The sequence below is a fragment of the Nocardia puris genome, from assembly GCF_003315035.1.
GTDB classification, from domain to species: domain Bacteria; phylum Actinomycetota; class Actinomycetes; order Mycobacteriales; family Mycobacteriaceae; genus Nocardia; species Nocardia puris.
The window spans coordinates 518280-542518 of sequence record NZ_QNRE01000003.1 but is presented as its reverse complement, the minus strand read 5'-3'; the positions used below and the strand labels follow the sequence as shown (position 1 = coordinate 542518).

The following is a 24239-nucleotide window of genomic DNA, read 5'->3' as shown; positions in this document are numbered from 1 at the left end:
CGGTGCTCGCGAGGTGCATATTGGGGTCGCGTTACCCCTCTGGCCCCATCATAGTCACCGCCTCATCAGTAACGATCGAACCATTGGTGATGTCATCGGAGAAATGCTGAAAATTGCTGAATGCGAACGGATTTCGGCATTTGTTCGAGGCGGTGTGATGCGCTAGCTTGCTCGCCATGCCCTCAATTCCGCACGAAATGATCGTCGATCTGTTTCGAAGCCAGCCGCGGCTCGTCGCGCCGTTGCTGGACGCGCTCGGTTGTCCGCTGCCGAAGTTCGATCGAGCGGAAAGTCATTCGGAGGAAACCCCGGCGCTGGCGGTCACGGAGTTCCACGCCGACTCCGTTGTCGTGTTGCGCGCCGCTGATCGCCCGGTGTTCGCGGTGGTGGTCGAGGTCCAACTCCGCCCGGACCCCGACAAGCCATGGACGTGGCCGGTGTACGCGGCCACGCTGCGCGCCCGGCTACGATGCCCCACCGTGTTGCTCGTGCTGTGCCCCGACAAGCGCACTGCTGATTGGGCCGCCGAACCGGTCGATTTCGGCTATGGCAGCCCGCCCGCGCTGCTGCGCTCCCTGGTCCTGGACCCGCGCGGGGTGCCGTTGATCACGGATCCCGAGGTCGCGGTGCGACTGCCGGAACTGACGGTCCTGTCGGTCGTCGCCCATCCCGACTACCCGGACCCGCGCGCCACCTTCGAGGCCCTCATGGCCGCCCTCGGCAAGATCGAGACGGACCGGGGCTCGCGATACTATGAATTCGTCTTCTCACGGCTGCCGGAGGCAGTCCGATCCGTATGGGAGTCGCTGATGAACGCCGATGTGCTGAAGAACTTCGAACCCCAGAGCAATTTTGCCAAGAAGTGGCGAGTCGCCGGTGAGGCCGACGCGCTGTTGCGGGTGTTGGCGGCTCGGCGGATCGTCGTGCCCGACGATGTGCGCGGCCGGATCGAGGGTTGCGAGGATCTCGAGCAGCTCGGGCGGTGGATCGACCGGGCCGCCACCGCCGAGAGCGTGGACGATCTGTTCATCTGACGACGGCATGGCGGTGAATGCTTCGTCTTCTCACGGCTGCCGGAGGCAGTCCGATCCGTATGGGAGTCGCTGATGAACGCCGATGTGCTGAAGAACTTCGAACCCCAGAGCAATTTTGCCAAGACTCACCTCTCGAAGGGGCGAGTCGCCGGTGAGGCCGACGCGCTGTTGCGGGTGTTGGCGGCTCGGCGGATCGTCGTGCCCGACGATGTGCGCGGCCGGATCGAGGGTTGCGAGGATCTCGAGCAGCTCGGGCGGTGGATCGACCGGGCCGCCACCGCCGAGAGTATGGACGATCTGTTCGTCTGAATACCTATCCGCGGGCTGGGAAGGGGATGCGGGTGAGGTCTTCGGCGATGATCAGGGGGCCGGGGAAGTAGCGTTCGGCTTCGGCGCGATGGGCGTCGAGGGTGCGGTAGCGCTGGGAGAAGTGGGTGAGGACGAGGGTGTGGGCGCCCGCGTCCCGGGCGGCGCGCGCGGCTTGGCCCGCGGTGAGGTGACCGTACTCCTCGGCCAGGTGGGCCTCCTCGTCGAGGAACGTCGCCTCGATGACGAGAACGTCTACGCCGGAAGCCAATTCGTGGACGCCCTCGCACAGGCGGGTATCCATGACGAACGCGAAACTCTGGCCGGGGCGCGGTGCGCTGACCTCGTCCAGCGCGATTCGCACGCCGTCCACTTCCAGCGCACCCTCGCGCTGTAACCTGCCCACGTCCGGCCCGGAAATCCCCTTGGCGCGCAACAGATCCGGCAGCATCCGCCGCCCGTCGGGCTCGGTCAGCCGGTAGCCGAACGACTCCACCGGATGCGACAACCCCACCGCCTCGAGCCCGAACGGCGCGCCCGGCGCGTCCAGCGGCCCCGCCGCCGCGATCGGATGCTCCCGCAACTCCACGGTCCGATAGAACGCCGTCGCATGGCACAACCGCTCGAAATACACTGCGCCCGAAGCGGGATAGTACGCGTCGACGGGATGCGCCACCCGGTCCAGATTGATCCGCTGCACGATCCCGGGCAGCCCGAGGCAGTGGTCGCCGTGGAAATGGGTGATCGCGATCCGCGTGATGTCCCCGGCCGCCAACCCGGCGAACGCCATCTGCCGCTGCGTCCCCTCGCCGGGATCGAACAGCACCCCCTCCGCGCCCCAGCGCAGCAAATACCCGTTGTGGTTGCGCTGTTTCGTCGGCACCTGGCTGGCGGTCCCCAGCACCACCAGTTCGCGCTGCGACACCTACAGCGCCGCGACGGCGGCCACGAAGCGATCCAGCTCGTCGAAGCTCACGAAGCAGTGTGGTGACGCCCGCACCACGGCGTCGAGCCCGCGCCCGGTCATATCCAGCAGCGTCGACCGCGCGAAACTCACTGTCACCGTGATGTTCTCGGCGGCGAGCCGGTCGCGCACCTCGGTGGCCGCCACCCCGTCGACGGTGAACGACACGATCCCGCTGCGCCGCACCCCGAGATCGCGCACGGTGACCCCGGAGATCTCCGGCAGCGCCTTGCGCAGGTATTCGGCGCGCGCCCCGATCGCGTCGTACACGGCGTCCGGGCCGAGCTCGAGCAGGTAGCGCACGGCGGCCCCGAGCCCGAGCCGGCCCGCCACGTCGCACTCCCAGAACTCGAAGCGCGACGCGTCGGGCGCCAGTTCGTAGCTGTCGGGCCCGGTCCAGCTCGCCGAGTGCAGATCGAGCCGCCCCGGCTCCATGGTGGCGGCGAGTTCGGGACGCACGTACAGGAAGCCGGTGCCGCGCGGCCCGCGCAACCATTTGCGCCCGGTCACCGACAGCGCGTCCACGTCCAGCTCGGTCACGTCGAGCGGGATCTGCCCCGCCGACTGGCAGGCGTCGAGCAGCACCAGCGCGCCCACCGAGTGCGCGATCCGGGTCGCCTCGGCCGCCGGATTCACCAGCCCGCCGTTGGTGGGCGCGTGCAGCAGCGACACCACCTTGACGCGCTCGTCCACCAGGTCCGCCAGGGCGTCCAGGTCCAGCTGGCCGGTGCTGTCGCTGGGAATTCGCTCGACGGTCGCGCCGGACGCGCGCGCCCGCTGGAGCGCGGCGATGGCATTGCTGGCGTAGTCGGAGCCGGAGATGAGCACCCGGTCGCCGGGGCCGAGGTGCACCGAGTAGAAGAAGTCCGCCCAGGCACGGGTCGCGCTGTCGCTCAGCGCGATCGACGCGGGCTCGGCCCCGATCAGTGCGGCGATCGCGGTCTTCACGCCGTCGAGGTCGGCGAGCCGTTCGTTCGCGGCACGGTAGCCGCCGATCTCGGCCTCGCGCCGCAGGTGCCCGACGACGGTGTCGACGACGACGCGGGGCGGCAGCGAGGAGCCCGCGCTGTCGAGGAAGACCAGGCCCGATCCGACGCCGGGGGTGTCGTCGCGTACGCGTGTGTCGTCCAGCATGCCGACGACCTTAGCCGCCCGCGAATCCCCGTGACGGACCCGCAGGTCAGGCCGATTATTCACGTTCTCGCCGGATTTCTGTCGGTCGTTCTCGCTACCCTGGTCGACACGAGGCCACCCCGCGTGGCCGCTCGCGGGACCGATGACGACAGCGACGATCGGGCGTCCGGACACCTGGTCCGGCGCCGTGCACGAACCAGGTGGAGGTTGGCATGGCGGTCACTCTCGAACATCCGGAATCGACCAGCCCGGCCCGCGCGCCGGGTGATCTCACCTCGCGCGCCGTGGCCGAGGCCTACGTCGGCGGGGTGTGTTTCAAGCTCGGTCCACCGGGGCTCCTCGGCGCCGAACTCGAATGGCTCACCGAGCACGGTGAGTGTCCGGCGCCCCGCCCGCCCTCGTCCGCTTTCGCCGCCGCCCTCGGCCCGCACGCTCCCCCTTCCGTCGCCCCCGATTCGCCCGCGCTACCGCTGCCCGGTGGCAGCCGGATCACCGTCGAACCCGGTGGTCAGATCGAACTCTCCAGCGCCCCTTTCCGCACCGCCGCGGAACTGTGCGCGCGCTTGGACTCCGATATCCGCACCCTTCGCGCGCTGCTCGCCACCCAGCGCATCCGCATCGTCCCGGAAGCCGCCGACGCCCACCGCCTCCCCGAACGGGTGCTCGCCTCCCCCCGCTATCACGCCATGGAGCGTGTGTTCGACGGCATCGGCCCGTTCGGCAGGCTGATGATGTGCAACACCGCGGCCACCCAGGTCAGCGTGGACGCCGGCGCCGACCGCGCCGAGGTCACCGCCCGCTGGCGCACCGTCCACGCCGTGGGCCCGGCGCTGATCGCGGCGTTCGCCCGCTCACCCGGGCTGCGGGGCGCACCGGCGGGTATGTGGGCCTCGCAGCGGATGCGCACCTGGCTGCGGCTCGACGGCACCCGCACCCGCCCGCCCGTCGCCGACTGGTCCGACCCGGTCGCCGCCTACAGCCGCTGGGCGCTGGACGTGCCGCTGCTGTGCGTGCGCGGCCCGTGCGGCGCGAACGGCGCCGACTGGTGCGCCCCGCCGGGCGCGACGTTCGCCGACTGGCTCTCGGGCGCGCTCGACGACGAGATCGGCCGCCGCCCGAGCCGCGACGATCTCGACTACCACCTGACCACGCTGTTCCCGCCCGTCCGCGCGTCGGGTCACTTGGAGATCCGCTACCTCGACGCGCAGCCGGAGGGCGCCTGGACGGCACCCATCCATGCCGTCGACGCACTGCTCGGCGCGCCCGCCGTGGCGGCGGAGGCGGCGGAGCTGGCGGAGCCGCTGGCCGACGCCTGGCTGGACGCGGCGCGCCACGGCCTGGCCGATCCGCAGATCCGCGCCCTGGCCGCCGACGTGCTCGCCCTCGCCGCCGCCCACGCACCCACCCGGGCCGCGCGGGCCGAACTCGACGCCGCCGCGCACCGATGTCGCCGCGGGCACACGCCCGACGGCGTCGCGGCCGGTCCCTGACCCCGGGCACCGCGAAACATACTCGCGCCCAGCATCGTTCGTCGGCACCCCATCTCGAATCCGGAGAGCAGTACCGTGACCACCTTTTCCGCACCGTCCGACCACTCCGACACCGAACGCCTCCGCGACCGCATCGCCGCGGCGCTCGTCACCGCCCGCACCCGCACCCTCGGCCTCACCGACGTGGTGGACGAGGCCGAACTCGTCGCCCAGCACTCCCGCCTCATGAGCCCGCTGGTGTGGGACCTCGCGCACATCGGCAACCAGGAGGAGCTGTGGCTGGTGCGCGATGTGGGCGGCCGCGAGCCGGTCCGCGCCGATATCGACGAGCTCTACGACGCGTTCAAACACCGCAGGGCCGACCGTCCCGAACTGCCGCTGCTCGACCCGGCGCAGGCCCGCGACTACGTGGGCACCGTGCGCGACAAGGTGTTCGACGTGCTCGCGCGCAGCGATCTGCGCGGAGATCCCTTGGTGGACGGCGGTTTCGCGTTCGGCATGATCGCCCAGCACGAACAGCAGCACGACGAGACGATGCTGGCCACCCACCAATTGCGTTCCGGCGCGGCGGTGTTGAGTGCGCCGGGGGCGCCCGCCGCCGTGGCACCGGTGACCGGCGAGGTGGTGATCCCGGCCGGGGAGTTCACGATGGGCGCCTCCACCGACCCGTGGGCGCTGGACAACGAACGCCCCGCGCACCGCGTGCACGTGCCGGGTTTCGCGATCGACGCCGCACCCGTGACCAACGAGCAGTACCTCGCCTTCGTCGCCGATGGCGGCTACGACCGGCCGGAGCTGTGGTCGGAGCGGGGGTGGGCGCACCGGATGGAGGCCGGGCTCACCGCGCCGCAGTTCTGGGAGCGCGACCCGTCGGGCGCCTGGTGGCGGCGGGTGTTCGGCGTGATGACGCCGCTGCGCCCGCACCAGCCGGTGGTGCACGTGTGCTGGTTCGAGGCCGAGGCGTACGCCACCTGGGCGGGCAAGCGGTTGCCCACCGAGGCCGAATGGGAGAAGGCCGCGCGGCACGACCCCGCGACCGGGACCGATCGCCGGTATCCGTGGGGCGATGCCGAACCCGATTCCACCACGGCGAATCTCGGGCAGCGCCACCTCGAGCCCGCCGATGTGGGCGCCTATCCGGCGGGTGCGTCGCCTTCGGGTGTGCATCAGCTCATCGGTGACGTATGGGAGTGGACCGCTTCGGGTTTCGAGCCCTATCCGGGGTTTCGGGCGTTCCCGTACCAGGAATACTCCGACGTGTTCTTCGGCGGCGACTACCGTGTGCTGCGCGGCGGTTCGTTCGGCACCGACTCGGTGGCGTGCCGGGGCACGTTCCGCAACTGGGACCATCCGATCCGCCGCCAGATCTTCGCCGGCTTCCGGCTGGCCCGCGACCTGCGGCGGGACGAGCGCTGATGTGCCGTCACCTGGGGTACGTCGGTCCGTCCGTCGGTGTCGGGGAAATCCTCACGCGCGGAACGCATTCGCTGCATCATCAGTCGTGGGCCCCGCGCGATATGCGCGGCGGCGGCACCATCAACGCCGACGGGTTCGGCGTCGCGTGGTGGCAGGAGGGCGCCGTGCGCCGCTACCGCAACCCGGCGCCGATCTGGACCGACCCGGCTGTCACCGACGTGCTGCCGCAGCTCACCTCCGGCGCGGTGCTCGGGTCGGTGCGGTCGGCCACGGTCGGGATGCCGGTGGAGCGGTCGGCCTGCGCGCCGTTCACCGCCGGGCGGTGGGCGTTCAGCCACAACGGTGTCGTGCCGCGCTGGCGGGAGGTGCTCACCGCCGTTTCGTCGGATCTGGACGTGGAAGCGACCCGGGCCGGTGCCACCCGGCTGTTCGAAACCGCGCGGCTGCTCGAGGCGGAGGCGCTCACCGATTCGGCGGTGCTGTGGGTGCTGCTGAGCGACTTGATCGCCTCCGCCGAATCGGGCGGATACGGGGAATCGCCCGCCACCGCACTGCGGTTGGTGGCCGAGGCGGTGTTGCGGCACGCGCCCGAGGCCCGGCTCACCCTGCTGCTCGGTGACGGCGAACAACTCCTCGCCGTCTCCGTGCACCACGGGCTGTCGGCGCTGGTCACCGAGGACGCGGCCGTCCTCGCCTCCGAGCCGTACGACGACGACCCGCGCTGGCAACCCGTCGCCGACCGGAAGCTGGTGGTCGCGCGACCGGGCGAGCTCTCCGTTGACGAGCTCACGCCCACCTGAGACGCGCACCGCCGCAGCACGATCCGCACCACTCAGCCACACCGAAAGGGCTCACCGCCATGACCGCACCGACGCTGGAAGTCCACCTCTCCGACGCCGATCTCACCGCGGCACTGCGCGCGGACGCCCGCCTCGGGTTGACCGCCGACCCGAAGTGGTTGCCGCCCAAATGGTTCTACGACGCGCGCGGCAGCGAACTCTTCGAGCGGATCACCGCGCTGCCCGAGTACTACCCCACCCGTACCGAGCGCGCCCTGCTGGAGCGCGTGGCGGGGGAGATCGCGCGACTGGCGGGCGCCGAGGCGCTGATCGAGCTGGGCGCGGGCTCGGCCGCCAAGACCAGGCTGCTGCTGTCGGCGCTCACCGCCGAGGGGCCGTTGAAAACCTATGTACCCCAGGATGTCTCGGAGGCGGCGCTGCGCGAGTCGGCCGAGCGGGTGGCCGTGGAGTTCCCGGGCCTGGCCGTGCACGGCGTGGTCAGCGACTTCACCGACACCCTGCACAACCTGCCGCGCGGTGGGCGGCGCATGATCGCCTTCCTGGGCGGCACCCTCGGCAATCTGGTGCCCTCCGAACGCGCCGAATTCCTCGGCGGCATCCACGACGTGCTCGAACCCGGCGAGCACCTGCTGCTCGGCGCGGGCCTGGTGATCGACCCGGCCGTCCTCGTGCCCGCCTACGACGACGCGGCGGGCGTCACCGCCGAATTCAACCGCAACGTGCTGTACGTGCTGAACAACCGCCTCGGCGCGAACTTCACCCCGGAGAAGTTCGAGCACATCGCGCTGTGGGACGACGAACGCGAGTGGATCGAGATGCGCCTGGCGGCCACCGAGGACATGACCGTCACCCTCACCGACCTCGACCTCACGGTCCAGTTCGCCCGCGGCGAACAGCTCCGCACCGAGATCTCGGCCAAGTTCCGCCCCGGCACCCTCACCGCCGAACTCGCCGCCGCGGGCTTGCGCACCGAACACATCTGGACCGACCCCGCCGACCGCTTCGCCCTGCTGCTCGCCACCCGGGTGTGAGAGGGGTCCCGGACAGGCGAAAGCTGGGCTCGATCGAAGGATCGGGCCCGGCTCGCGGTCAGCTCTGATCGGGGACTATGTCGGTGTTGAGGACAGCGAAGCCGATCACGAAGCCCAGGAGCATGGCGACGCCCGCGGCGATGGCGGCCCAGCGGCCGAGCGGTTCACCCTTGCTGTGGCCGATGAGGCCGAGGATGATGCCCGCGGGTCCGAAGATGATCGGGCAGATCACCAGAGCCAGTGCGGCGCAGACGAATCCGATGATGGAGAACGTCTGCGTCCCGGGCTTGGCCGGTTGGCCCTGGTCGTAGGGCTGGTAACCCTGCGGGTAGGACGGGTATCCGCCCGGCTGCTGCGGGGTGTAGCTCTGCCCGCTCAACGAGCGCTGATCATCAGACGGGTACTGCTGCCCGGACGGATAATCCGGCTGGTCGGGGTACGCGCTCGGGCCCGAACCGTACGGCGCCTGCCCGTAGGCGGGGGATTCCGGTTGGCCCCAGCCACCTTGACCGGGCGGCGTGGCGCCGGGAGGTCCCGACCCGTAGGGCGTCTGGCCCGCATCCGTCCCGTACGGGGTGCCACCGGGAGTCTCGGACCCTGGCGGTGTCGCGCCGGGAGGTCCCGAGCCGTAGGGCGTCTGGCTCGGGTCCCCGCTGGACGGGGTGCCACTGGGTGTGCCCGTTTTACCGCTGGCTCCATAGGGTGCTTTACCCAGGTCCGCGCCGCCGGGGGTGCCGGAACCCGGCGTCGCCGCCCCCGCATCCCCCGCACCCACACCGAAGGGTGTATCCCCTGATGTGTCGGATCCGGGTGGCTCCCACGCCGGCGATGCGGCGGGCGTCGCCCACCCTGTCCCCGGTGCCTCGCCGGGCTCGGGCAGCGAGGGGGACTCCTGGTCGCCGGTCGGTGGCCGGTCGCCGGAGGCGGACTTCTCGCCGGGCTCGCCGGGATCGTTCGGGGTGGTCATCAGCGCCCTCCTTGTCGAGTTCGGTCGCCGAACCGTGGGTACCACTCGTCGCGGGCGTCAATCACTACAGGTCGGAGTCGTCGACGATCTCCACGGCCGCCACCTCGGCGGGCCGGTCGTCCGCCTCCAGGTCCTCGGCGCGCTGGGCGCGCCGGGTCCACTCCTGATCGAGCTCCTCGCCGATGCCGAGGCGTCCGTCGTCCTCGTTCTCGCGGTTGCGGATGGTGAGGTCGGCGGGCGGATCCTCCACATAGCGCTCGTACTCGCGGATCTCGTCGGCCTGCTCGTCGTCGCCCATGTCCATATCGAGTGGCTCACGGTTCATGGGGACCAGTATCGTCGCGCGGCCCGCGTGTCGCTGCTGACTCGCCGGAAAATAGCTGGATAGCTGGGACCGGGGTATCACCGCTGGATAGGCGGGTCAGCGGCGAACAGCCGGGTCGCTCGCGACAAGATCGCTGGTCGCGGGCGACCACGCCGAGCGTTAGACGCGTATCAGGACCTGGATCACGATCTGGATCGCGACCATGACACCGAACGCGCTCGTACTCACGATCAGCGCCCGGGTTCCCAGCGGCTCGCCCTTGCTCTTGGCGACGCCGGCGAGCACGATGCTCGTGACACCGAATATGAGTGCCGCCAGGCCGCACAGTCCGAGCAGGACCGTGAAGCCCGCACCGACGAAGCTGAGGATGGACAGCGTCTGCGTCGGCGTGGGTTGGTACCCGTAACCGCCGGGCGTGGGGGGATAGCCATAGGGCTGTTGCGGGTAGGCAGGGTACGCGCCCTGCTGCGGGTAGCCCGGTTGCGCGGGATAGGCGGGTTGTGCCGGATACCCCGCCGCCGCGGGATACCCCGCCTGCTGGGGATAACCACCCTGCTGCGGATACCCCGCCGGCGGCGTCCCCCCGACCGGCGGATAGCCGTACACTCCACCCTCCGGATAGGCGGCGGGCTGAGCCGACGACCCCGACTGGTACCCCGGCGCGGCGGGCGGCTGCGGAATCGGATCGGACGGGTACGCGGGCGCGTCGTACGGCGCACCGAACTGGTAGGCGGGCGGCTCCAACACCGAACCCCCTTGCAGCCCGGGCATTTCCGGCATCGCACCCGGCTGGTACACCTGCGTCTCGGGAGCGGTGCCGGGTTGGTAGACCTTCGTCTCCGGCGCGGCACCGGACGGGCCCGTCGACGATCCCGGCTGGTACACCTGGGTTTCGGCGGTACGCCGATCGTCCTGCGCGCCCCCCTTGCCGAGATCGAGTCCCGGCCGCGGCTCCTGCGGCGTCGTCATCTGAGTCCCCTCCGAAGTCTGCGATTGCCCCACATGCGTATCACGAGCCACCGGCCGCACACCACTTCGCGGGTCGGCCCCGGCGCGATCTCGACGCGCACCGCCGTCCGCGGGACCGGCGTTCGAGGCGACCGGCCGCTGGTGCGAACGACTTCGCCGACACGCACGGCCCCGGCGACACGCACGGCCCCGGCGTCGAGCCGGGGCCGTGCGGAAATCCAGCGCCGAGGTGCGGCGCGGAGAATCAGGCGTTGCCGTTGAAAAGGCCGGTGACCGAACCGTTCTCGAACACCTCGCGGATGGTGCGGGCCAGCAGCGGCGCGATGGACAGCACCGTCAGCTGCGGGAACTTCTTGTCCTCGGTGATCGGCAGCGTGTTGGTGACCACCACCTCGCGGGCGCCGCAGCCCGCGAGCCGCTCGGCGGCCGGCGCCGACAGCACGCCGTGGGTCGCGGCGATCACGACGTCACCCGCGCCCGCCTCGCGCAGTACGCGCACGGCCTCGGCGATGGTGCCGCCGGTGTCGATCATGTCGTCGATCAGGATGCAGGTGCGGCCGTCCACGTCACCGACGGGGCGGTGCGACTTGACCTGGTTGGGCACCAGCGGGTCCCGGGTCTTGTGGATGAACGCCACCGGGGCGCCGTCCAGCGCGTCGGCCCACTTCTCGGCGACCTTCACGCGGCCCGCGTCGGGGGACACCACGGTGATGTTGTCGAGGCTGTAGTTGGCGCGGACGTGCTCGGAGAGCTGGAACAGCGCGTGCATGTGATCGACCGGGCCGTCGAAGAAGCCCTGGATCTGGTCGGTGTGCAGGTCGACGGTGATGATGCGGTCGGCGCCCGCGGTCTTGAGCATGTCGGCGATCAGGCGGGCCGAGATGGGCTCGCGGCCGCGGTGCTTCTTGTCCTGGCGCCCGTAGGGGTAGAACGGCAGCACCGCGGTGATCCGCTTGGCCGAACCGCGCTTGAGCGCGTCGATCATGATGAGCTGTTCCATGATGTGCTGGTTCACCGGAGCCGGGAAGCTCTGCAGCACGAAGGCGTCGGACCCGCGCACCGACTCCTCGAACCGCACGAACGTCTCGCCGTTGGCGAAATCGCGCGCGATCTGCGGGGTGACGTGAACGTCGAGTTCCTTGGCGACCTGTTCGGCCAGCTCAGGATGAGCGCGTCCCGAGAAGAGCATCAGGTTCTTCTGGTTTTCGATCCATGACGCGGTCACTACTGTTTGCCATCCTTTTGCTCGATTGCCTGACCCGACGTCTCTTCGGCCGCGAGGGCTGCCGCCGCCGCGATCGCCGCAGCGGTTCCGGGCCGGTTCCGCTGCACCCAGTTCTCCATATTGCGCTGTGCTCCACCCGACACCGCGAGCGCCCCTGGTGGAACGTTTCTGCGCAGTACAGTACCCGCCGCCGTATAGGCGCCGTCACCCACCGTCACCGGCGCGACGAACATGGTGTCGCTGCCCGTCCGCACATGCGAACCGACGACCGTGTGATGTTTGCGCACCCCGTCGTAGTTGACGAACACACTGGACGCGCCGATGTTGCTGTGCTCACCGATCGTCGCGTCCCCCACGTAGGTGAGGTGCGGCACCTTCGAGTGCGCGCCGATGGTGGCGTTCTTGGTCTCCACGAACGCGCCGAGCTTGCCGGCATCGCCCACCACGGTGCCCGGCCGCAGGTAGGCGAACGGCCCGATGGTCGCGCCGGGCCCGATCGCGGCCCCTTCCCCGTGGGTGCGCACGACGGACGCGCCGTCGCCCACCACCACGTCGGTGAGGGTGCTGTCGGGGCCGACCTCGGCGTCCTCGCCGATCACGGTCGCGCCCAGCAACTGCACGCCGGGGCGCAGCACCGCGTCCCTGCCGATGCTCACCGAGGCGTCCACCCAGGTGGTCGCCGGATCGACGACCGTCACACCGGCCCGCATGTGGCGTTCCAGGATGTAGCGGTTGAGGGTGCGCGCCGCCTCCGACAACTGCACGCGGTCGTTGACGCCGGTCACCTTCGCCGCGTCCACCAGGCGCGCGCCGTGCACCGGATGCCCGGCCTCGCGCGCCAGCCGCAGCACATCGGTGAGATACAGCTCGTGCTGGGCGTTCGCCGTGGACAGGCGCCCGATCATGGTGCGCAGCACCGCCGCGTCGAACGCGTACACACCCGAGTTCACCTCGGTGATCGCGGCCTGCTGGGGGGTGGCGTCGGCGTGCTCGACGATCTCGACGACACCGCCGTCGGCGTCGCGCACGATGCGGCCGTAGCCGTTCGGGTCGTCGGGCACGAACGTCAGCACCGTCACCGCCGAGCGCGGCGTGTAGCTGCGATGTTCGTCGAGCAGCGCGGACAGCGTGTGCCCGTCCAGCAGCGGCACGTCCGCCGAGGTGACGAGCAGATCGCCGGTGAAGTCCTCCGGCAACGCCCGCAGCGCGCACTGGACGGCATGCCCGGTGCCCAACTGCTCCTCCTGGAGCGCGGGCGTGATCTCGCGCCCGAGTTCGGCGGCGACCGCGGCGACCGCGCCACCCACCTGCTCTCTGTCGTGGCCCACCACCGTGATGAGGTGCGCGGGGTCGATCTCGTCGGCGGCATGCAGCGCGTGGGCGAGCATGCTCCGGCCGGCCAGCGAATGCAGAACTTTGGGAGTCTTCGACCGCATCCGCGTCCCGGCTCCGGCGGCGAGAACGACGACGGCGGTCTGCTGTGGCATGGATCTCCCTCGGCTGCCTGTCATCGTGCTGGCTGTGCGTGGTCGCGATGTGCGGGGCCAACGATAGTCACCGTGCCGGTGTGCTCCGCCGCCAGGACTCGAACCTGAACTATCTGAACCAAAATCAGAGGTGCTGCCATTACACTACGGCGGACCGTCACACCGGCGGTCCTCACGACCCGCCGCTGCTGCCTCGGCACGCGAAGAATCCTCGCACAAAACCCCACCCAAGGGCTAACCCGCCTCTCCGCGTTCAAGGCGGCTGCGTCAGGTGCGGGTGGGGTTTGGTTGCCGTGTCCAGTCGTGGAGGGGGTGGGTTAGCCCGTTCCCTGGTGAGTTACCCATGTTGTTGCGAGATCACGGGGTGCTTTGGGGTCGGTGGGAGGGGGTGGGTGGAGGTTTGGTGGCGGGGCGGTGGTTGGCTTCGGCCCGGGTCAGCTGTTTCTGTGGGGGTGAATGTTGGGCGTTCCTGGCGGTTTACCTGTGTCTTCGCGAGATCACGCGGGCGAGGGGAGCAGGTCGTTTTCGTGGGGCGAAGGGCTGTCCAGGTGCTCGCCAGGTCCAGCGAGTTCTCGCGGGATGCCGGGGATAACGCGGGATGCGGTGAGGAAGAGGGAGGCGGAGCGGGCGGACTGACTGGGTCAGCTGTCCCCCACCCGAGTCTCCGCTGCTAGTCTGCGTATCGCACCACCTGACCTCGCGCGGATCGGGATGTCCGTCAGGTAGGCCCAAAAGGCTTGCCGTACATGGCTGTCGGCCCGACGCCCACCGTGCGACCATGACAACCAGCAATGGTTGCCGGTGCACAAGAACCACGTGATCTCGTACGTACATGGGTAACTCGCCGGGAACGCCCAGAACCCGACCGGATACCTACCGCCGGCCCGGCGACCGAACGTCCGAGGCACCTACAACCGGCGAAAAATCGCGGAGAGGCGGAGGAGTGGTGCGGCCGCGGATGACCGGTACGCAGCGGCGGCAGCAACTTATCGAGATCGGGCGTGCCCTGTTCGCCGAGCGCGGGTACGACGCGACCTCGATCGAGGAGATCGCCGCGCGGGCGCAGGTGTCGAAACCCGTGGTGTACGAGCATTTCGGGGGCAAAGAAGGCCTGTACGCGGTGGTGGTGGACCGCGAGATGTCGATGCTGTTGGACATGATCACTTCGTCGTTGACGCAGAATCGGTCGCGGGTGCGGTTGGAGCAGGTGGCGTTGGCGCTGCTCACCTATATCGAGGAGCGCACCGACGGGTTCCGGATCCTGGTGCGCGATCAGGCCGCCACCACCGACGACGGCCGCTACTCCAGCCTGCTCAACGAGGCCGTGAACCAGGTCGCGCACATCCTGGCGGGCGATTTCGAGCGGCGTGATCTGGATACCGGGCTGGCCACCCTGTACGCGCAGGCGCTGGTCGGCATGGTGTCGACCGCGGCGACGTGGTGGCTGGACGTGCGGGAACCCTCCAAAGAGGTGGTGGCCGCCCACCTGGTGAACCTGTGCTGGAACGGGTTGAGTCACCTCGAGGCGGACCCGCGGCTGGACTCGGAATGGCCGGCGGCCGAACGCCGCGATGATTAGCGGGACGATTGCGCCGGCGTCCGGGGGGAACGCGCGAAGTGACTGTCGCGCACCGCGCTGGTGGTACGGTGCTCCCAACCTCTGGGTGCTGTTCGGGCGGTATGTCGGTCTTGGTTCGAGATGTCGGTCTACTTCAGGATGGCTGGTTTCAGGAATGACAGGCGGAGCTGATGGCTAGGCAAGCGCGCGCGGAGATCACTCGCGATTCCGTACTCGCCGGCGCGGCCGATGTCTTTCTGCGGTTGGGGTACGCGAACGCGAGCCTCAGCGAGATCATCGCGCAGTCCAACGTGACCAAGGGCGCCTTGTACTTTCACTTCGGGTCGAAGGAAGAACTGGCGCGTGCCGTCGTCGATCAGGGCAACGAGCGACTGGTCAGTTCGTGCCAGGGCTTCTTCGATTCCCGGGTCCCCGCGCTGGAGGCGTGCATCGGCATCACCTACGTGGTGGCGGACCTGTCGATGAACGACCCGATGGTCGGCGCCATGCTCAAGCTCACCCACCAGATCGGTGACTACCGCGGCGCTTCCGGTGACAACATCACCAAGAACTGGGGCGACACCTACCGCGTCCTGTCCGAACGCGCCATCGCCCAAGGCGATCTCGAACCCGACCTCGACCCCGAGGTCATCGGCATGCTGCTGCAGGAGATCACCGCGGGCGTGCACATCGTGGCCATCGGCACGGAGTCGATCGACCAGATGGCGACCCGCATGGAGCGGGCCTGGTACTTCCTGCTGCCGTCCATCGTGCCGGCGGAAAAGCTCTCGTACTTCAGGGAATTCGCCGCCCGCCGCCTCCGCCGCTACGTGCCCTAGGGCTGCGCTCCTCCGCCTCTCCGCGTTTTTTCGCCGGTCGTGGGAGTGGGGGTGGGTTTCGGGCCGGGCCGGCGGTTCTGTGCGAGGTGAGTTCTGGGCGTTCCCGACGAGTTACCCATGTAGGTACGAGATCACATGGTTCTTTTGCACCTTCCAACCCTCGGTCGTCGGAGTGCGTGAGGTCCGACAGCGGTGTACTGCAAGCCTTTTGGGCCTACCCGGTGCGTGACCCACGGTCGTGCGAGACCGTGTGACGCGTAGTCGGGGGAGCGGGGGACACGCCGGAGGGACCCGTTGGCACTGAACGGTGCTTGCCCCAGTCAGGACGAAAACCTATCGAGCCCCATCCCACCAGCTATCCAAGTCCCCCGTGATTTCGCACGAACATGGGTAACTCACCGGGGACGCCCAGAACACAACCACCCTGCCAACCCCCGGCCCGGTGCCCGAAGCGCCTCCGCTCCCACGACCGGCGAGAATCGCGGGGAGGCGGGCATGCGACGCCCAGAACACAACCACCCTGCCAACCCCCGGCCCGGTGCCCGAAGCGCCTCCGCTCCCACGACCGGCAAGAATCGCGGGGAGGCGGGCAAGGTATGTTTTTAACCGCCGAAACATCACTTCGACCTGCCGACTTAGTCGTGTGGAGGTGGTGGCGGCGACTGATAGACCGGCCGTGAACGCGCCAGTGGCGGGGTGTCCCGCTCGAGCTCAGGAGTTGTGTCGATGCCTCACCGTCCACCACTGGCAGGACTGGCCGCGGCGGCCGGTGCGGATGCCGCGCTGCGGACCGTCGCCGAGCTGGTCGGCAAGTCGTCGGTCGAGCTGGTGGCGCCCTCGGCGGTGCGGCCGTTCGTGGCGGCGGCCGTGGCGGCGAAGCGCCCGCTGGTCGTGGTGACCGCGACGGGCCGCGAGGCCGACGACCTGACCGTCGAGCTCACCGAGATCCTCGGCGGATCGGTCGCCCAGTTCCCGTCCTGGGAGACGCTGCCGCACGAGCGACTCTCTCCGGGCGCCGACACCGTCGGCCGCAGGCTCGAAGTGCTGCGCCGCCTCGCCCACCCCGAGGACCCGAACTTCGGGGAACCGCTGCGGGTGGTGGTGACCACGGTGCGCTCGCTCATGCAGCCGATGGCGGCGGGCCTCGGTGACATCGAGCCGATCGTGCTGCGGGTCGGCGCCGAGTTCGACTTCGACGAATTGCTCACCCGCCTGGTCGAATTCGCCTACACGCGGGTCGACATGGTGGGCAAGCGCGGCGAGTTCGCGGTGCGCGGCGGCATCCTGGACGTGTTCCCGCCCACCGCCGACCATCCGGTGCGCGTCGAGTTCTGGGGTGACGAGATCACCGAGCTGCGGCCCTTCGCCGTCGCCGATCAGCGCTCGCTCACCGACCTCGCCGCCGACGTGGTGGTCGCCCCGCCGTGTCGCGAACTGCTGCTCACCGAGGCCGTGCGGGAGCGCGCCGCCCTGGTCGCGGAGGAGAACGCCGCCGACGCGGCGCTGGTGGAGATGCTGAGCAAGCTCGCCGAGGGCATCCCCGTGGACGGCATGGAGGCGCTGCTGCCGGTGCTGCAACCCGGTGAGCTGCGGCTGCTCACCGATCAGCTGGCCGAGGGCACGCACGTGCTGCTGTGCGATCCGGAGAAGATCCGCACCCGCGCGGCCGATCTGGTGCGCACCGGCGAGGAGTTCCTGGAGGCGTCCTGGACGGCGGCGTCGTTCGGCGGCACCGCCCCGCTGGGCGGGCACGGCCTGGACCTGGCGGCCTCCTCGTATCGCGCGCTGCCCGAGATCCACGAGAGCGCCGACCGGCACGGCCTGCCCTGGTGGACGCTGAGCCCGCTGTCTTCGGGCGACCCGTCCGAGGTGGTGCTGCCGGTGCTGGCCGGGCCCACCGCGCGCGGGTCCGAGGAGCTGGTCGCCACCATCTTCGCGTCGCTGCGCGCGCACGTCGCCACCGGCGGGCGCGCCGTCGTGGTGGTGGCGGGTCACGGCACCGCGCAGCGCGTGCTGGAGCGCCTGTCCGACGCCGACGTCCCTGCCGGCTCGCTGGACCCGGGGGCCGAACCCGCGCCCGGAGTGGTCGGGGTGCTGTGCGGTTCGCTGCACGACGGTGTGATCTTCGACGACGCCGGACTGGTGGTCGTCGCCGAATCCGACCTCACCGGCAACCGCGTCACCGCGCCCGCCGAGGGCAAGCGCCTGCCAGCCAAGCGGCGCAACCAGGTCGACCCGCTCGCGCTCAATGCCGGCGACATGGTGGTGCACGACCAGCACGGCATCGGCCGGTTCGTGGAGATGATCGAGCGCACCGTCGGCGGCGCGCGCCGGGAGTATCTCGTCATCGAGTACGCGCCGGGCAAACGCGGCCAGCCGGGCGATCGCCTGTTCGTGCCGATGGAGTCGCTGGACCAGCTCTCCCGCTACGTCGGCGGTGAGATGCCCAGCCTCTCCAAACTCGGCGGCTCGGACTGGGCGAACACGAAACGCAAGGCGCGCAAGGCCGTTCGCGAGATCGCGGGCGAACTGGTGCAGCTCTACGCCGCGCGCCAGGCGGCCCCCGGGCACGCGTTCGGACCCGACACGCCCTGGCAGCAGGAGATGGAGGACGCGTTCGCGTTCACCGAGACCGTCGACCAGATGACGGCCATCGCCGAGGTGAAGGCCGATATGGAGAAGCCGGTCCCGATGGACCGCGTGGTGTGCGGCGACGTGGGGTACGGCAAGACCGAGATCGCGGTGCGCGCCGCGTTCAAGGCCGTGCAGGACGGCAGGCAGGTGGTGGTGCTGGTGCCCACCACGCTGCTCGCCCAGCAGCACCTCCAGACGTTCACCGAGCGCGTCGCGGGCTTCCCCGTCACCGTGAAAGGCCTGTCGCGCTTCACCGATCCCGCCGAATCGCGCGCGGTGCTGGAGGGGATGGCCGACGGCTCCGTCGACATCGTGGTGGGCACCCACCGCCTGCTCCAGACCGGTGTGCGGTGGAAGAACCTCGGCCTGGTGGTCGTGGACGAGGAGCAGCGTTTCGGTGTGGAGCACAAGGAGCACATCAAGGCGCTGCGCACGCACGTGGACGTGCTCACCATGTCGGCCACCCCGATCCCGCGGACCCTGGAGATGAGCCTGGCGGGCATCCGCGAGATGTCGACCATCCTCACCCCGCCCGAGGAGCGCCATCCGGTGCTCACCTACGTCGGCGGCTACAACGACAAACAGGTCACCGCCGCTATCCGCCGCGAACTGCTGCGCGACGGCCAGGTGTTCTACGTGCACAACCGGGTGTCCTCGATCGACAAGGCCGCCAAGCGGATTCGCGATCTGGTGCCCGAGGCGCGGGTGGTGGTCGCGCACGGCCAGATGAACGAGGACATGCTCGAGCAGACCGTGCAGGGCTTCTGGCAGCGCGAATACGACGTGCTGGTCTGCACCACCATCATCGAGACCGGCCTGGACATCTCCAACGCGAACACCCTCATCGTGGAACGCGCCGACGCGCTGGGACTTTCGCAGCTGCACCAGTTGCGCGGCCGCGTCGGGCGCAGCCGCGAGCGCGGGTACGCCTACTTCCTGTATCCGCCGGAGAAGCCGCTCACCGAGACCGCCTACGACCGCCTGGCCACCATCGCGCAGAACTCCGATCTGGGCGCGGGCATGGCGGTGGCCATGAAGGACTTGGAGATTCGCGGCGCGGGCAACGTGCTGGGCGCCGAACAGTCCGGGCACGTGGCGGGCGTCGGCTTCGATCTGTACGTGCGGCTGGTCGGTGAGGCGGTGGAGGCGTATCGCGCGGCCGCCGACGGCAAGCCGATCGTGCAAGAGGAGGTCAAGGAGGTGCGCATCGATCTGCCGGTGGACGCGCACATCCCGCCCGACTACATCGCCAGCGACCGCCTGCGGCTGGAGGCATACCGCAAACTGGCCTCCGCACAGGACGATCCGGCGCTGGCCGCCGTGATCGAGGAACTGGTCGACCGCTACGGCCCGCTGCCGGTGGAGGTGGGCAGGCTGGTGTCGGTGGCCAAGCTGCGGCTGCTGGCCCGCGAGTACGGCGTCACCGAGATCGCCGTCACCGGAACCACATTGAAGATCTCGCCGATGCTGAACCTGCCCGACTCGAAACAGCTGCGGCTCAAGCGGATCTACCCGAGCGCGAGCTACAAGCCCGCCAGCGGCGTGGTGCAGCTGCCGCTGCCGCGCGTGGAGGACAGCGTGGGCGCGGAGCGGGTGCGCGACGTGCGGCTGTTGCAGTTCGTGGCGGATCTGCTGCTGGCGCTGGACGGAAAGGCCCAGGGCGCCGTGGATCTCACGGTCGCGACCGAGGCGAGCGCGGGCCTGTGACGCGCGCCGAACGCGACGAGGCCCGCCGCACGGTGGCCGCGGGGCTGGCCGACGCCGTCGAGGTGATGGACCGGCTCTGGCATTTCGGCGGCTGGGAGCGCACCCAGACCCACGACTCGCTGCGCCCCTACCTGCTCGAGGAGACCTACGAACTGCTCGACGCCATCCAGCACGCCGACGCCGAGACCATCAAGGAGGAGCTGGGCGACCTGCTGCTGCAGGTGCTGTTCCACTCCCGGATCGCCGAAGCGGCAGGCGAATTCACCGTCGATGACGTGGCCGCCGCGCTGGTGGCCAAGCTGGTGCATCGCAGCCCGCTGCTGCGCGAGTCGGAGCTGGGGCCGGACGCGACGGTCGAGGAGAAGATCGCCGCGCAGGAACGCGCCTGGGAGGAGCGCAAATCCACGGAGAAGGCGCGCCGCTCCTGCCTGGACGGCATCGCCATGGCGCAGCCCGCGCTCGCGCTGGCGGAGAAGGTGCGCGCCCGCAGCGCGCGCGCCGGGCTGCCCGACGATCTGGTCCCCGAGACCCTGCGCATCGTGCACCTCGGCGAGCCGGAGAGCGCCGAGGAACGCCTGCGCAAGGCGACATTGGCGTTCGCCGCCGATATCCGCGCCGCCGAGGACGCCGCGGAATCGGTTCGGGGCGAACGCCTTCCACTGTCCCCGGAGGACTGGCGCACCCACTGGCCCGCCTACGACTGAAGGCGTTGGCTCAATTCCTGGGCAGATCCGCGAGTTTCGGTACCAGCGGCGCGCACACGTCGGTGATCCACTGCGCCGGGTGGTCGCCGGGCGGGGCGACCATCACCGTATCGATGCCCAGCCGCGCGTAATCGCTCATTCGGTCGGCGAAGTCGGGGCCCGGCTGTCCGGCGGCGTAGATCATGGTCTTCTCGATCGCGTCGTAGTCGCGGCCGACGGTGTCGCAGTGCGCGCGCAGCACGTCCAGTTTGTGCGCGACGCCCTCGGGAGTGTCGAAGAAGAGGTTGCACCCGTCCCCGTACTGGGCGACCAGCCGCAGCGTCTTGCGTTCACCACCGCCCGCGATGAGGATCGGCGGGCGCGGCTGCGTCACCGGCGGCGGCGAGCACAGCGTCTCCGCGAGCCGGTAGTACTTGCCCTCGAACGGCCCGTTCTCGCCCTGGTCCCACATCTGCTGGACGATCCGCAGCGCCTCCTCCAGGCGCTCGAACCGTTCGGCCAGCGGCGGGAACTCGACTCCCAGCCCGAGGTGTTCGCGCTCGAACCACGCGGCGCCGATCCCGAGCGTCGCCCGCCCGCCGGACAGCACGTCGAGCGTGGTCACGATCTTGGCCAGCAGGCCGGGGTGCCGGTAGGTCACACCGGTCACCAAGAGGCCCAGGCGAATTCGCGAGGTGTGCGCCGCGAGGTAGCCGAGCGAGGTGTAGCCCTCCAGCATCGGCTGGGTGGCCTCGCCGCGCGGCGGGATCTGGAAGAAGTGGTCCATGAAGGAGAGCCAGTCGGCGCCCGCCTCCTCGGCGGCGGCCCCCACCCGCGCCAGTTCCGGCGCGATCGCGCCCGGTCCACCGGGCATATCGAAGTTCGGCACATGAATTCCGAGTCGCATGCCGCCAGGCTATGACCTGGAGCGCACTCCAAGTCAACCCCGCGACGGGCGCGATACCTGCGGATTCCGAGTCGACACCGAACTCTCACCCGCGCGCAAGCGGGCCGTCACCGTGGTGGGGGAGAAAAGAACGGTACGGGTTCGCTATTCTGTCCGGCGACCCGAAGCCGATGGCGGAGACCCGCCGGGAGGGACTGCGGTCCGGTGCCCATCAGCAGAGTCGCGGAGCACCCGCGGCCGGATCATGTGCTTTTCCATTTCAGCGACACCCATCTGATCGCCGGTGACGACGCGCTCTACGGCGCCGTGGACGCCGAGCGACGGTTGCGCCAGCTGCTCGACCACGCGGCGGCCAGCCGCATCCGCCCCACCGCGCTGGTGTTCACCGGCGACCTCACCGACCGGGGCGAGCCCGGCGCATACGCGAAACTGCGCGCGCTGGTGGACCCGTTCGCCGAGGAACTCGGCGCGCCCGTGGTGTGGGTGATGGGCAATCATGACGACCGGGGCGCGCTGCGCAGCGGCCTGCTCGGCGAGACCGCCTCCGACGAGCCGTTCGACCGGGTGCACATGGTCGACGGACTGCGGATCGTCGCCCTCGACACCTCCGTTCCCGGCCACCACTACGGCGAGATCAGCGACCGACAGCTCGACTGGTTGCGGTCGGTGCTGGCCGAGCCGGCCCCGTTCGGCACCGTCCTGGCCATGCACCACCCGCCGGTGCCGTGCGTGCTGGACCTGGCCGTCACCGTGGAACTACGCGATCAGCGCAGGCTGGCCGCGGTGCTGGACGGCTCCGACGTGCGCGCGATCCTGGCCGGTCACGTGCACCTGTCCACCTTCGCCACGTTCGCGGGCATCCCGGTGTCGGTGTCCTCGGCCACCTGCTACACCCAGGATCTCGGCGTCGCCGAGGGGGGCCTGCGCGGCCGCGACGGCGCGCAGGCGTTCAACTTCGTGCACGTCTACCCGGACACCGTGGTGCACACGGTGGTCCCGATCGACGCGGGCCCCACCGTCGGCGAGCCCGCCACCCCCGAGCAGGCCGCCGAGAAGCTGGCCGCGGCGGGCATCGTGATCCCGCCCGCCGCGCGCATCCCGCACGTCATGCGGCGCCCGCCGTCGGATCGGCAAGCGGGCGACGGGGCGGTGCGCTGATCCGTTCCCACGGCGCGGGTTCCGGGAACCAGTGCGCCAGGAATTGCGAAACCGCCCGCACCCGTTCGCTTTCCGGGATCTCGGGGAAGCTGCCGTCGTTGAGGCAGAAGAAGTCCACGTCGCGGTGCGCGGCCAGCTCGTCGAGCAGCGCCAGGCCGGCCCGGCTGGTGGTGTCCACGTAGCGCACCCGCGCCGCCTCCTGCGGCACCGCGCGCCCGGTGAGCATCGCGTAGTAGTGGTAGAGCGAGTTCGTGACGGAAATGTCGGTGGCCGAACGGAATCGGCTCGCCGCCGTGCGCGCGAAATCCTCGGCGAACTCGGTCTCCATCTCCAGCAGCACATCTCGCCGCAGCGGCACCGGCGTGTGCTCGAGGTGCCGGGTGATGACGTGCCCGAAACGCCGCGCCAGCAGCTGCCGGTTCACCCGGGCGGCGTTCTCGAATCCGCTGCGCCGCTCGTTGTTCCGGCCCGCGCCGATGCGGGTGTCGGCCTCGATGAACCGGCTCACGCCGGCCGGGGTGAAGAACATCGACGGGCGCACCGGCCGCGCGAAGAACATGTCGTCGTTGGAGTACAGGAAGTGCTCGCTGAGCCCCTCGATGTGCTGCAACTGCGATTCCACGGCGTGCGAGTTGAAGGTGGGCAGCCCGTCGGTGTCGCGGAAGTGGTCGAGGGCGCGCACCACCGTGACGCGCGGGTGGTCGGCGAGCCAGTCGGGCACGCGGGAGTCGGTGGCGATGAAGATGCGCCGGATCCACGGCGCGTTCTTGTGCACCGAGCGCAGCGCGTAGCGCAGTTCCTCGATCTGGCGGATGCGCGCGTCGGCGTCGTCGCCCTCGCCCACGACGACCTGCGCCATCATCCCGGCCCGGCGGGCGCGGAACTCCGGATCGGAACCGTCGACCCAGGAGAAGACGATGTCGATGTCGAAGTTCACGTCGGTGACATTCGGCGCGAACATGTCCGCCAGCGTCGGCCAGACCCGGTCGTAGAGCCGGATCTGGGTCGTCTCCACATCGGCGAGGTCGAATACGGTGCGCGTCAACGCGTTCGGGCGCGGGCAGGTGACGGTGTCACCGTGGTACTCCCACAGTTCCAGCTCCACGTGGTGCGCGGGATCGGGGTCGCGGCCCAGCCGCAGCACACCGGACCCCACCGGCTCGCAGGCGAATCCCGCGGCCTCGGCGGCTTCGGTCACCCGCGCGACCATGGCGCGGTGCGCCGCGTCGGCGGCCAGGATCAACCGGTGCCCCGTGTCGCGGACCAGCAGGAACGGCACTTCGGCCGCCGCCAGCTGTCCGCGCAGATAGCCGAGGTCGGCGACGGTCGTCTCCGCGACGGCGAGATTGCCCGCCAGTGCGCCGACCGTGCCGAAACCCACGCGCGCCGTACCCGATTCGATGTCCACTTCGCCTCCACTTCGCTGTCGGATGACTCGCCCGCGCGCTCGTTCGCACCGCACCGGGAGCCGGGCGGGCCGTGCGACGGCGTCGCGTCGCGGACGGCCTTACCCGGTGCGGTGCGGAGTCAGAAATGGGGAGCGCTGCCGTAGTGCAGGAACGCGGTGATACGCCGGATGACGAACGATCGGGACACCAGTTCTCA

Annotated in this window: 20 protein-coding genes and 1 tRNA gene; 11 read left to right on the top strand and 10 right to left on the bottom strand. The window is 70.0% G+C overall.

What is annotated here, in order from left to right; all coding sequences use genetic code 11:
- Positions 1 to 176 precede the first annotated feature (176 nt).
- Together DFR74_RS12635 and DFR74_RS12630 are read left to right on the top strand one after the other, a co-directional pair.
- Positions 177 to 1034 carry a hypothetical protein gene (locus DFR74_RS12635; protein ID WP_067513527.1) on the top strand — a complete coding sequence of 286 codons (858 nt, stop codon included), beginning with the start codon at positions 177 to 179 and terminating at the stop codon, positions 1032 to 1034.
- Between the two features lie 72 nt (positions 1035 to 1106).
- Positions 1107 to 1343: a hypothetical protein gene (locus DFR74_RS12630; protein ID WP_067513529.1), complete on the top strand. Its 237-nt coding sequence runs from the start codon at positions 1107 to 1109 to the stop codon at positions 1341 to 1343.
- A gap of 4 nt (positions 1344 to 1347) precedes the next feature.
- Here DFR74_RS12630 and DFR74_RS12625 read toward each other — a convergent pair whose 3' ends face one another.
- A complete protein-coding gene (locus DFR74_RS12625) occupies positions 1348 to 2265 on the bottom strand; it encodes a ribonuclease Z (protein ID WP_067513531.1) in 918 nt (305 codons plus the stop codon).
- Positions 2266 to 3438, bottom strand: a complete 1173-nt coding sequence (locus tag DFR74_RS12620) for an aminotransferase class V-fold PLP-dependent enzyme (RefSeq protein WP_067513533.1) — start codon at positions 3436 to 3438, stop codon at positions 2266 to 2268.
- 212 nt (positions 3439 to 3650) lie between these two features.
- Between DFR74_RS12620 and egtA the strand changes: the two genes are divergently transcribed.
- The 4 genes from egtA (at position 3651) to egtD (ending at position 8175) form a co-directional block, all read left to right on the top strand.
- Complete coding sequence (egtA, locus tag DFR74_RS12615) at positions 3651 to 4928, top strand: ergothioneine biosynthesis glutamate--cysteine ligase EgtA (RefSeq protein WP_113975081.1); 1278 nt, start codon at positions 3651 to 3653, stop codon at positions 4926 to 4928.
- A gap of 132 nt (positions 4929 to 5060) precedes the next feature.
- Positions 5061 to 6344 carry an ergothioneine biosynthesis protein EgtB gene (gene egtB, locus DFR74_RS12610; protein ID WP_407675242.1) on the top strand — a complete coding sequence of 428 codons (1284 nt, stop codon included), beginning with the start codon at positions 5061 to 5063 and terminating at the stop codon, positions 6342 to 6344.
- On the top strand, positions 6344 to 7144 hold the full coding sequence (gene egtC, locus DFR74_RS12605; RefSeq protein WP_067508117.1) for an ergothioneine biosynthesis protein EgtC: 801 nt from the start codon (positions 6344 to 6346) through the stop codon (positions 7142 to 7144). The genes egtB and egtC overlap by 1 nt, the downstream gene beginning before the upstream one ends.
- A 59-nt stretch (positions 7145 to 7203) precedes the next feature.
- Entirely contained in the window at positions 7204 to 8175 is a 972-nt protein-coding gene (gene egtD, locus DFR74_RS12600) for an L-histidine N(alpha)-methyltransferase (protein WP_067508119.1), read from the top strand.
- Positions 8176 to 8233: 58 nt separating this feature from the next.
- Here egtD and DFR74_RS35335 read toward each other — a convergent pair whose 3' ends face one another.
- From DFR74_RS35335 to DFR74_RS12570, 6 genes are all read right to left on the bottom strand, one after another.
- The gene (locus DFR74_RS35335) at positions 8234 to 9142 is read right to left on the bottom strand and encodes a hypothetical protein (RefSeq protein ID WP_147265787.1); all 909 of its coding nucleotides are present in this window, start codon (positions 9140 to 9142) and stop codon (positions 8234 to 8236) included.
- A 64-nt stretch (positions 9143 to 9206) separates the two neighbouring features.
- Positions 9207 to 9467, bottom strand: a complete 261-nt coding sequence (locus tag DFR74_RS12590; RefSeq protein ID WP_067508123.1) for a hypothetical protein — start codon at positions 9465 to 9467, stop codon at positions 9207 to 9209.
- Between the two features lie 159 nt (positions 9468 to 9626).
- Positions 9627 to 10436, bottom strand: coding sequence for a hypothetical protein (locus DFR74_RS12585; protein WP_067508125.1), 810 nt, complete (start codon positions 10434 to 10436; stop codon positions 9627 to 9629).
- 244 nt (positions 10437 to 10680) lie between these two features.
- Entirely contained in the window at positions 10681 to 11661 is a 981-nt protein-coding gene (locus DFR74_RS12580) for a ribose-phosphate diphosphokinase (protein ID WP_067508127.1), read from the bottom strand.
- Positions 11661 to 13148 (bottom strand): bifunctional UDP-N-acetylglucosamine diphosphorylase/glucosamine-1-phosphate N-acetyltransferase GlmU, encoded by a 1488-nt coding sequence (glmU, locus tag DFR74_RS12575; RefSeq protein ID WP_067508129.1) that lies wholly within the window; start codon positions 13146 to 13148, stop codon positions 11661 to 11663. The genes DFR74_RS12580 and glmU overlap by 1 nt, the downstream gene beginning before the upstream one ends.
- Positions 13149 to 13231: 83 nt before the next feature.
- Positions 13232 to 13302, bottom strand: a tRNA-Gln gene (locus tag DFR74_RS12570).
- Between the two features lie 804 nt (positions 13303 to 14106).
- Here DFR74_RS12570 and DFR74_RS12565 point away from each other — a divergent pair.
- The 4 genes from DFR74_RS12565 (at position 14107) to DFR74_RS12550 (ending at position 20590) form a co-directional block, all read left to right on the top strand.
- Positions 14107 to 14727, top strand: coding sequence for a TetR/AcrR family transcriptional regulator (locus tag DFR74_RS12565; RefSeq protein ID WP_067508131.1), 621 nt, complete (start codon positions 14107 to 14109; stop codon positions 14725 to 14727).
- A 170-nt stretch (positions 14728 to 14897) separates the two neighbouring features.
- Positions 14898 to 15545, top strand: coding sequence for a TetR/AcrR family transcriptional regulator (locus tag DFR74_RS12560; protein ID WP_067508134.1), 648 nt, complete (start codon positions 14898 to 14900; stop codon positions 15543 to 15545).
- Positions 15546 to 16271: 726 nt separating this feature from the next.
- Positions 16272 to 19886: a transcription-repair coupling factor gene (gene mfd / locus DFR74_RS12555; RefSeq protein WP_067508308.1), complete on the top strand. Its 3615-nt coding sequence runs from the start codon at positions 16272 to 16274 to the stop codon at positions 19884 to 19886.
- Positions 19883 to 20590: a nucleoside triphosphate pyrophosphohydrolase gene (locus DFR74_RS12550; protein WP_067508135.1), complete on the top strand. Its 708-nt coding sequence runs from the start codon at positions 19883 to 19885 to the stop codon at positions 20588 to 20590. Before mfd ends, DFR74_RS12550 begins: the two co-directional genes overlap by 4 nt.
- Positions 20591 to 20600: 10 nt before the next feature.
- On the opposite strand, the gene DFR74_RS12545 is transcribed toward DFR74_RS12550, so the two are convergent.
- Positions 20601 to 21476: an LLM class F420-dependent oxidoreductase gene (locus DFR74_RS12545; RefSeq protein ID WP_067508137.1), complete on the bottom strand. Its 876-nt coding sequence runs from the start codon at positions 21474 to 21476 to the stop codon at positions 20601 to 20603.
- A 204-nt stretch (positions 21477 to 21680) separates the two neighbouring features.
- Here DFR74_RS12545 and DFR74_RS12540 point away from each other — a divergent pair, with 204 nt between their 5' ends.
- Complete coding sequence (locus DFR74_RS12540) at positions 21681 to 22634, top strand: phosphodiesterase (RefSeq protein WP_067508139.1); 954 nt, start codon at positions 21681 to 21683, stop codon at positions 22632 to 22634.
- Here the strand turns inward: DFR74_RS12540 and DFR74_RS12535 are convergent.
- Positions 22582 to 24042: a stealth family protein gene (locus DFR74_RS12535; RefSeq protein ID WP_067508141.1), complete on the bottom strand. Its 1461-nt coding sequence runs from the start codon at positions 24040 to 24042 to the stop codon at positions 22582 to 22584. The two genes, DFR74_RS12540 and DFR74_RS12535, sit on opposite strands and share 53 nt — an antisense overlap.
- Between the last annotated feature and the right edge of the window lie 197 nt (positions 24043 to 24239).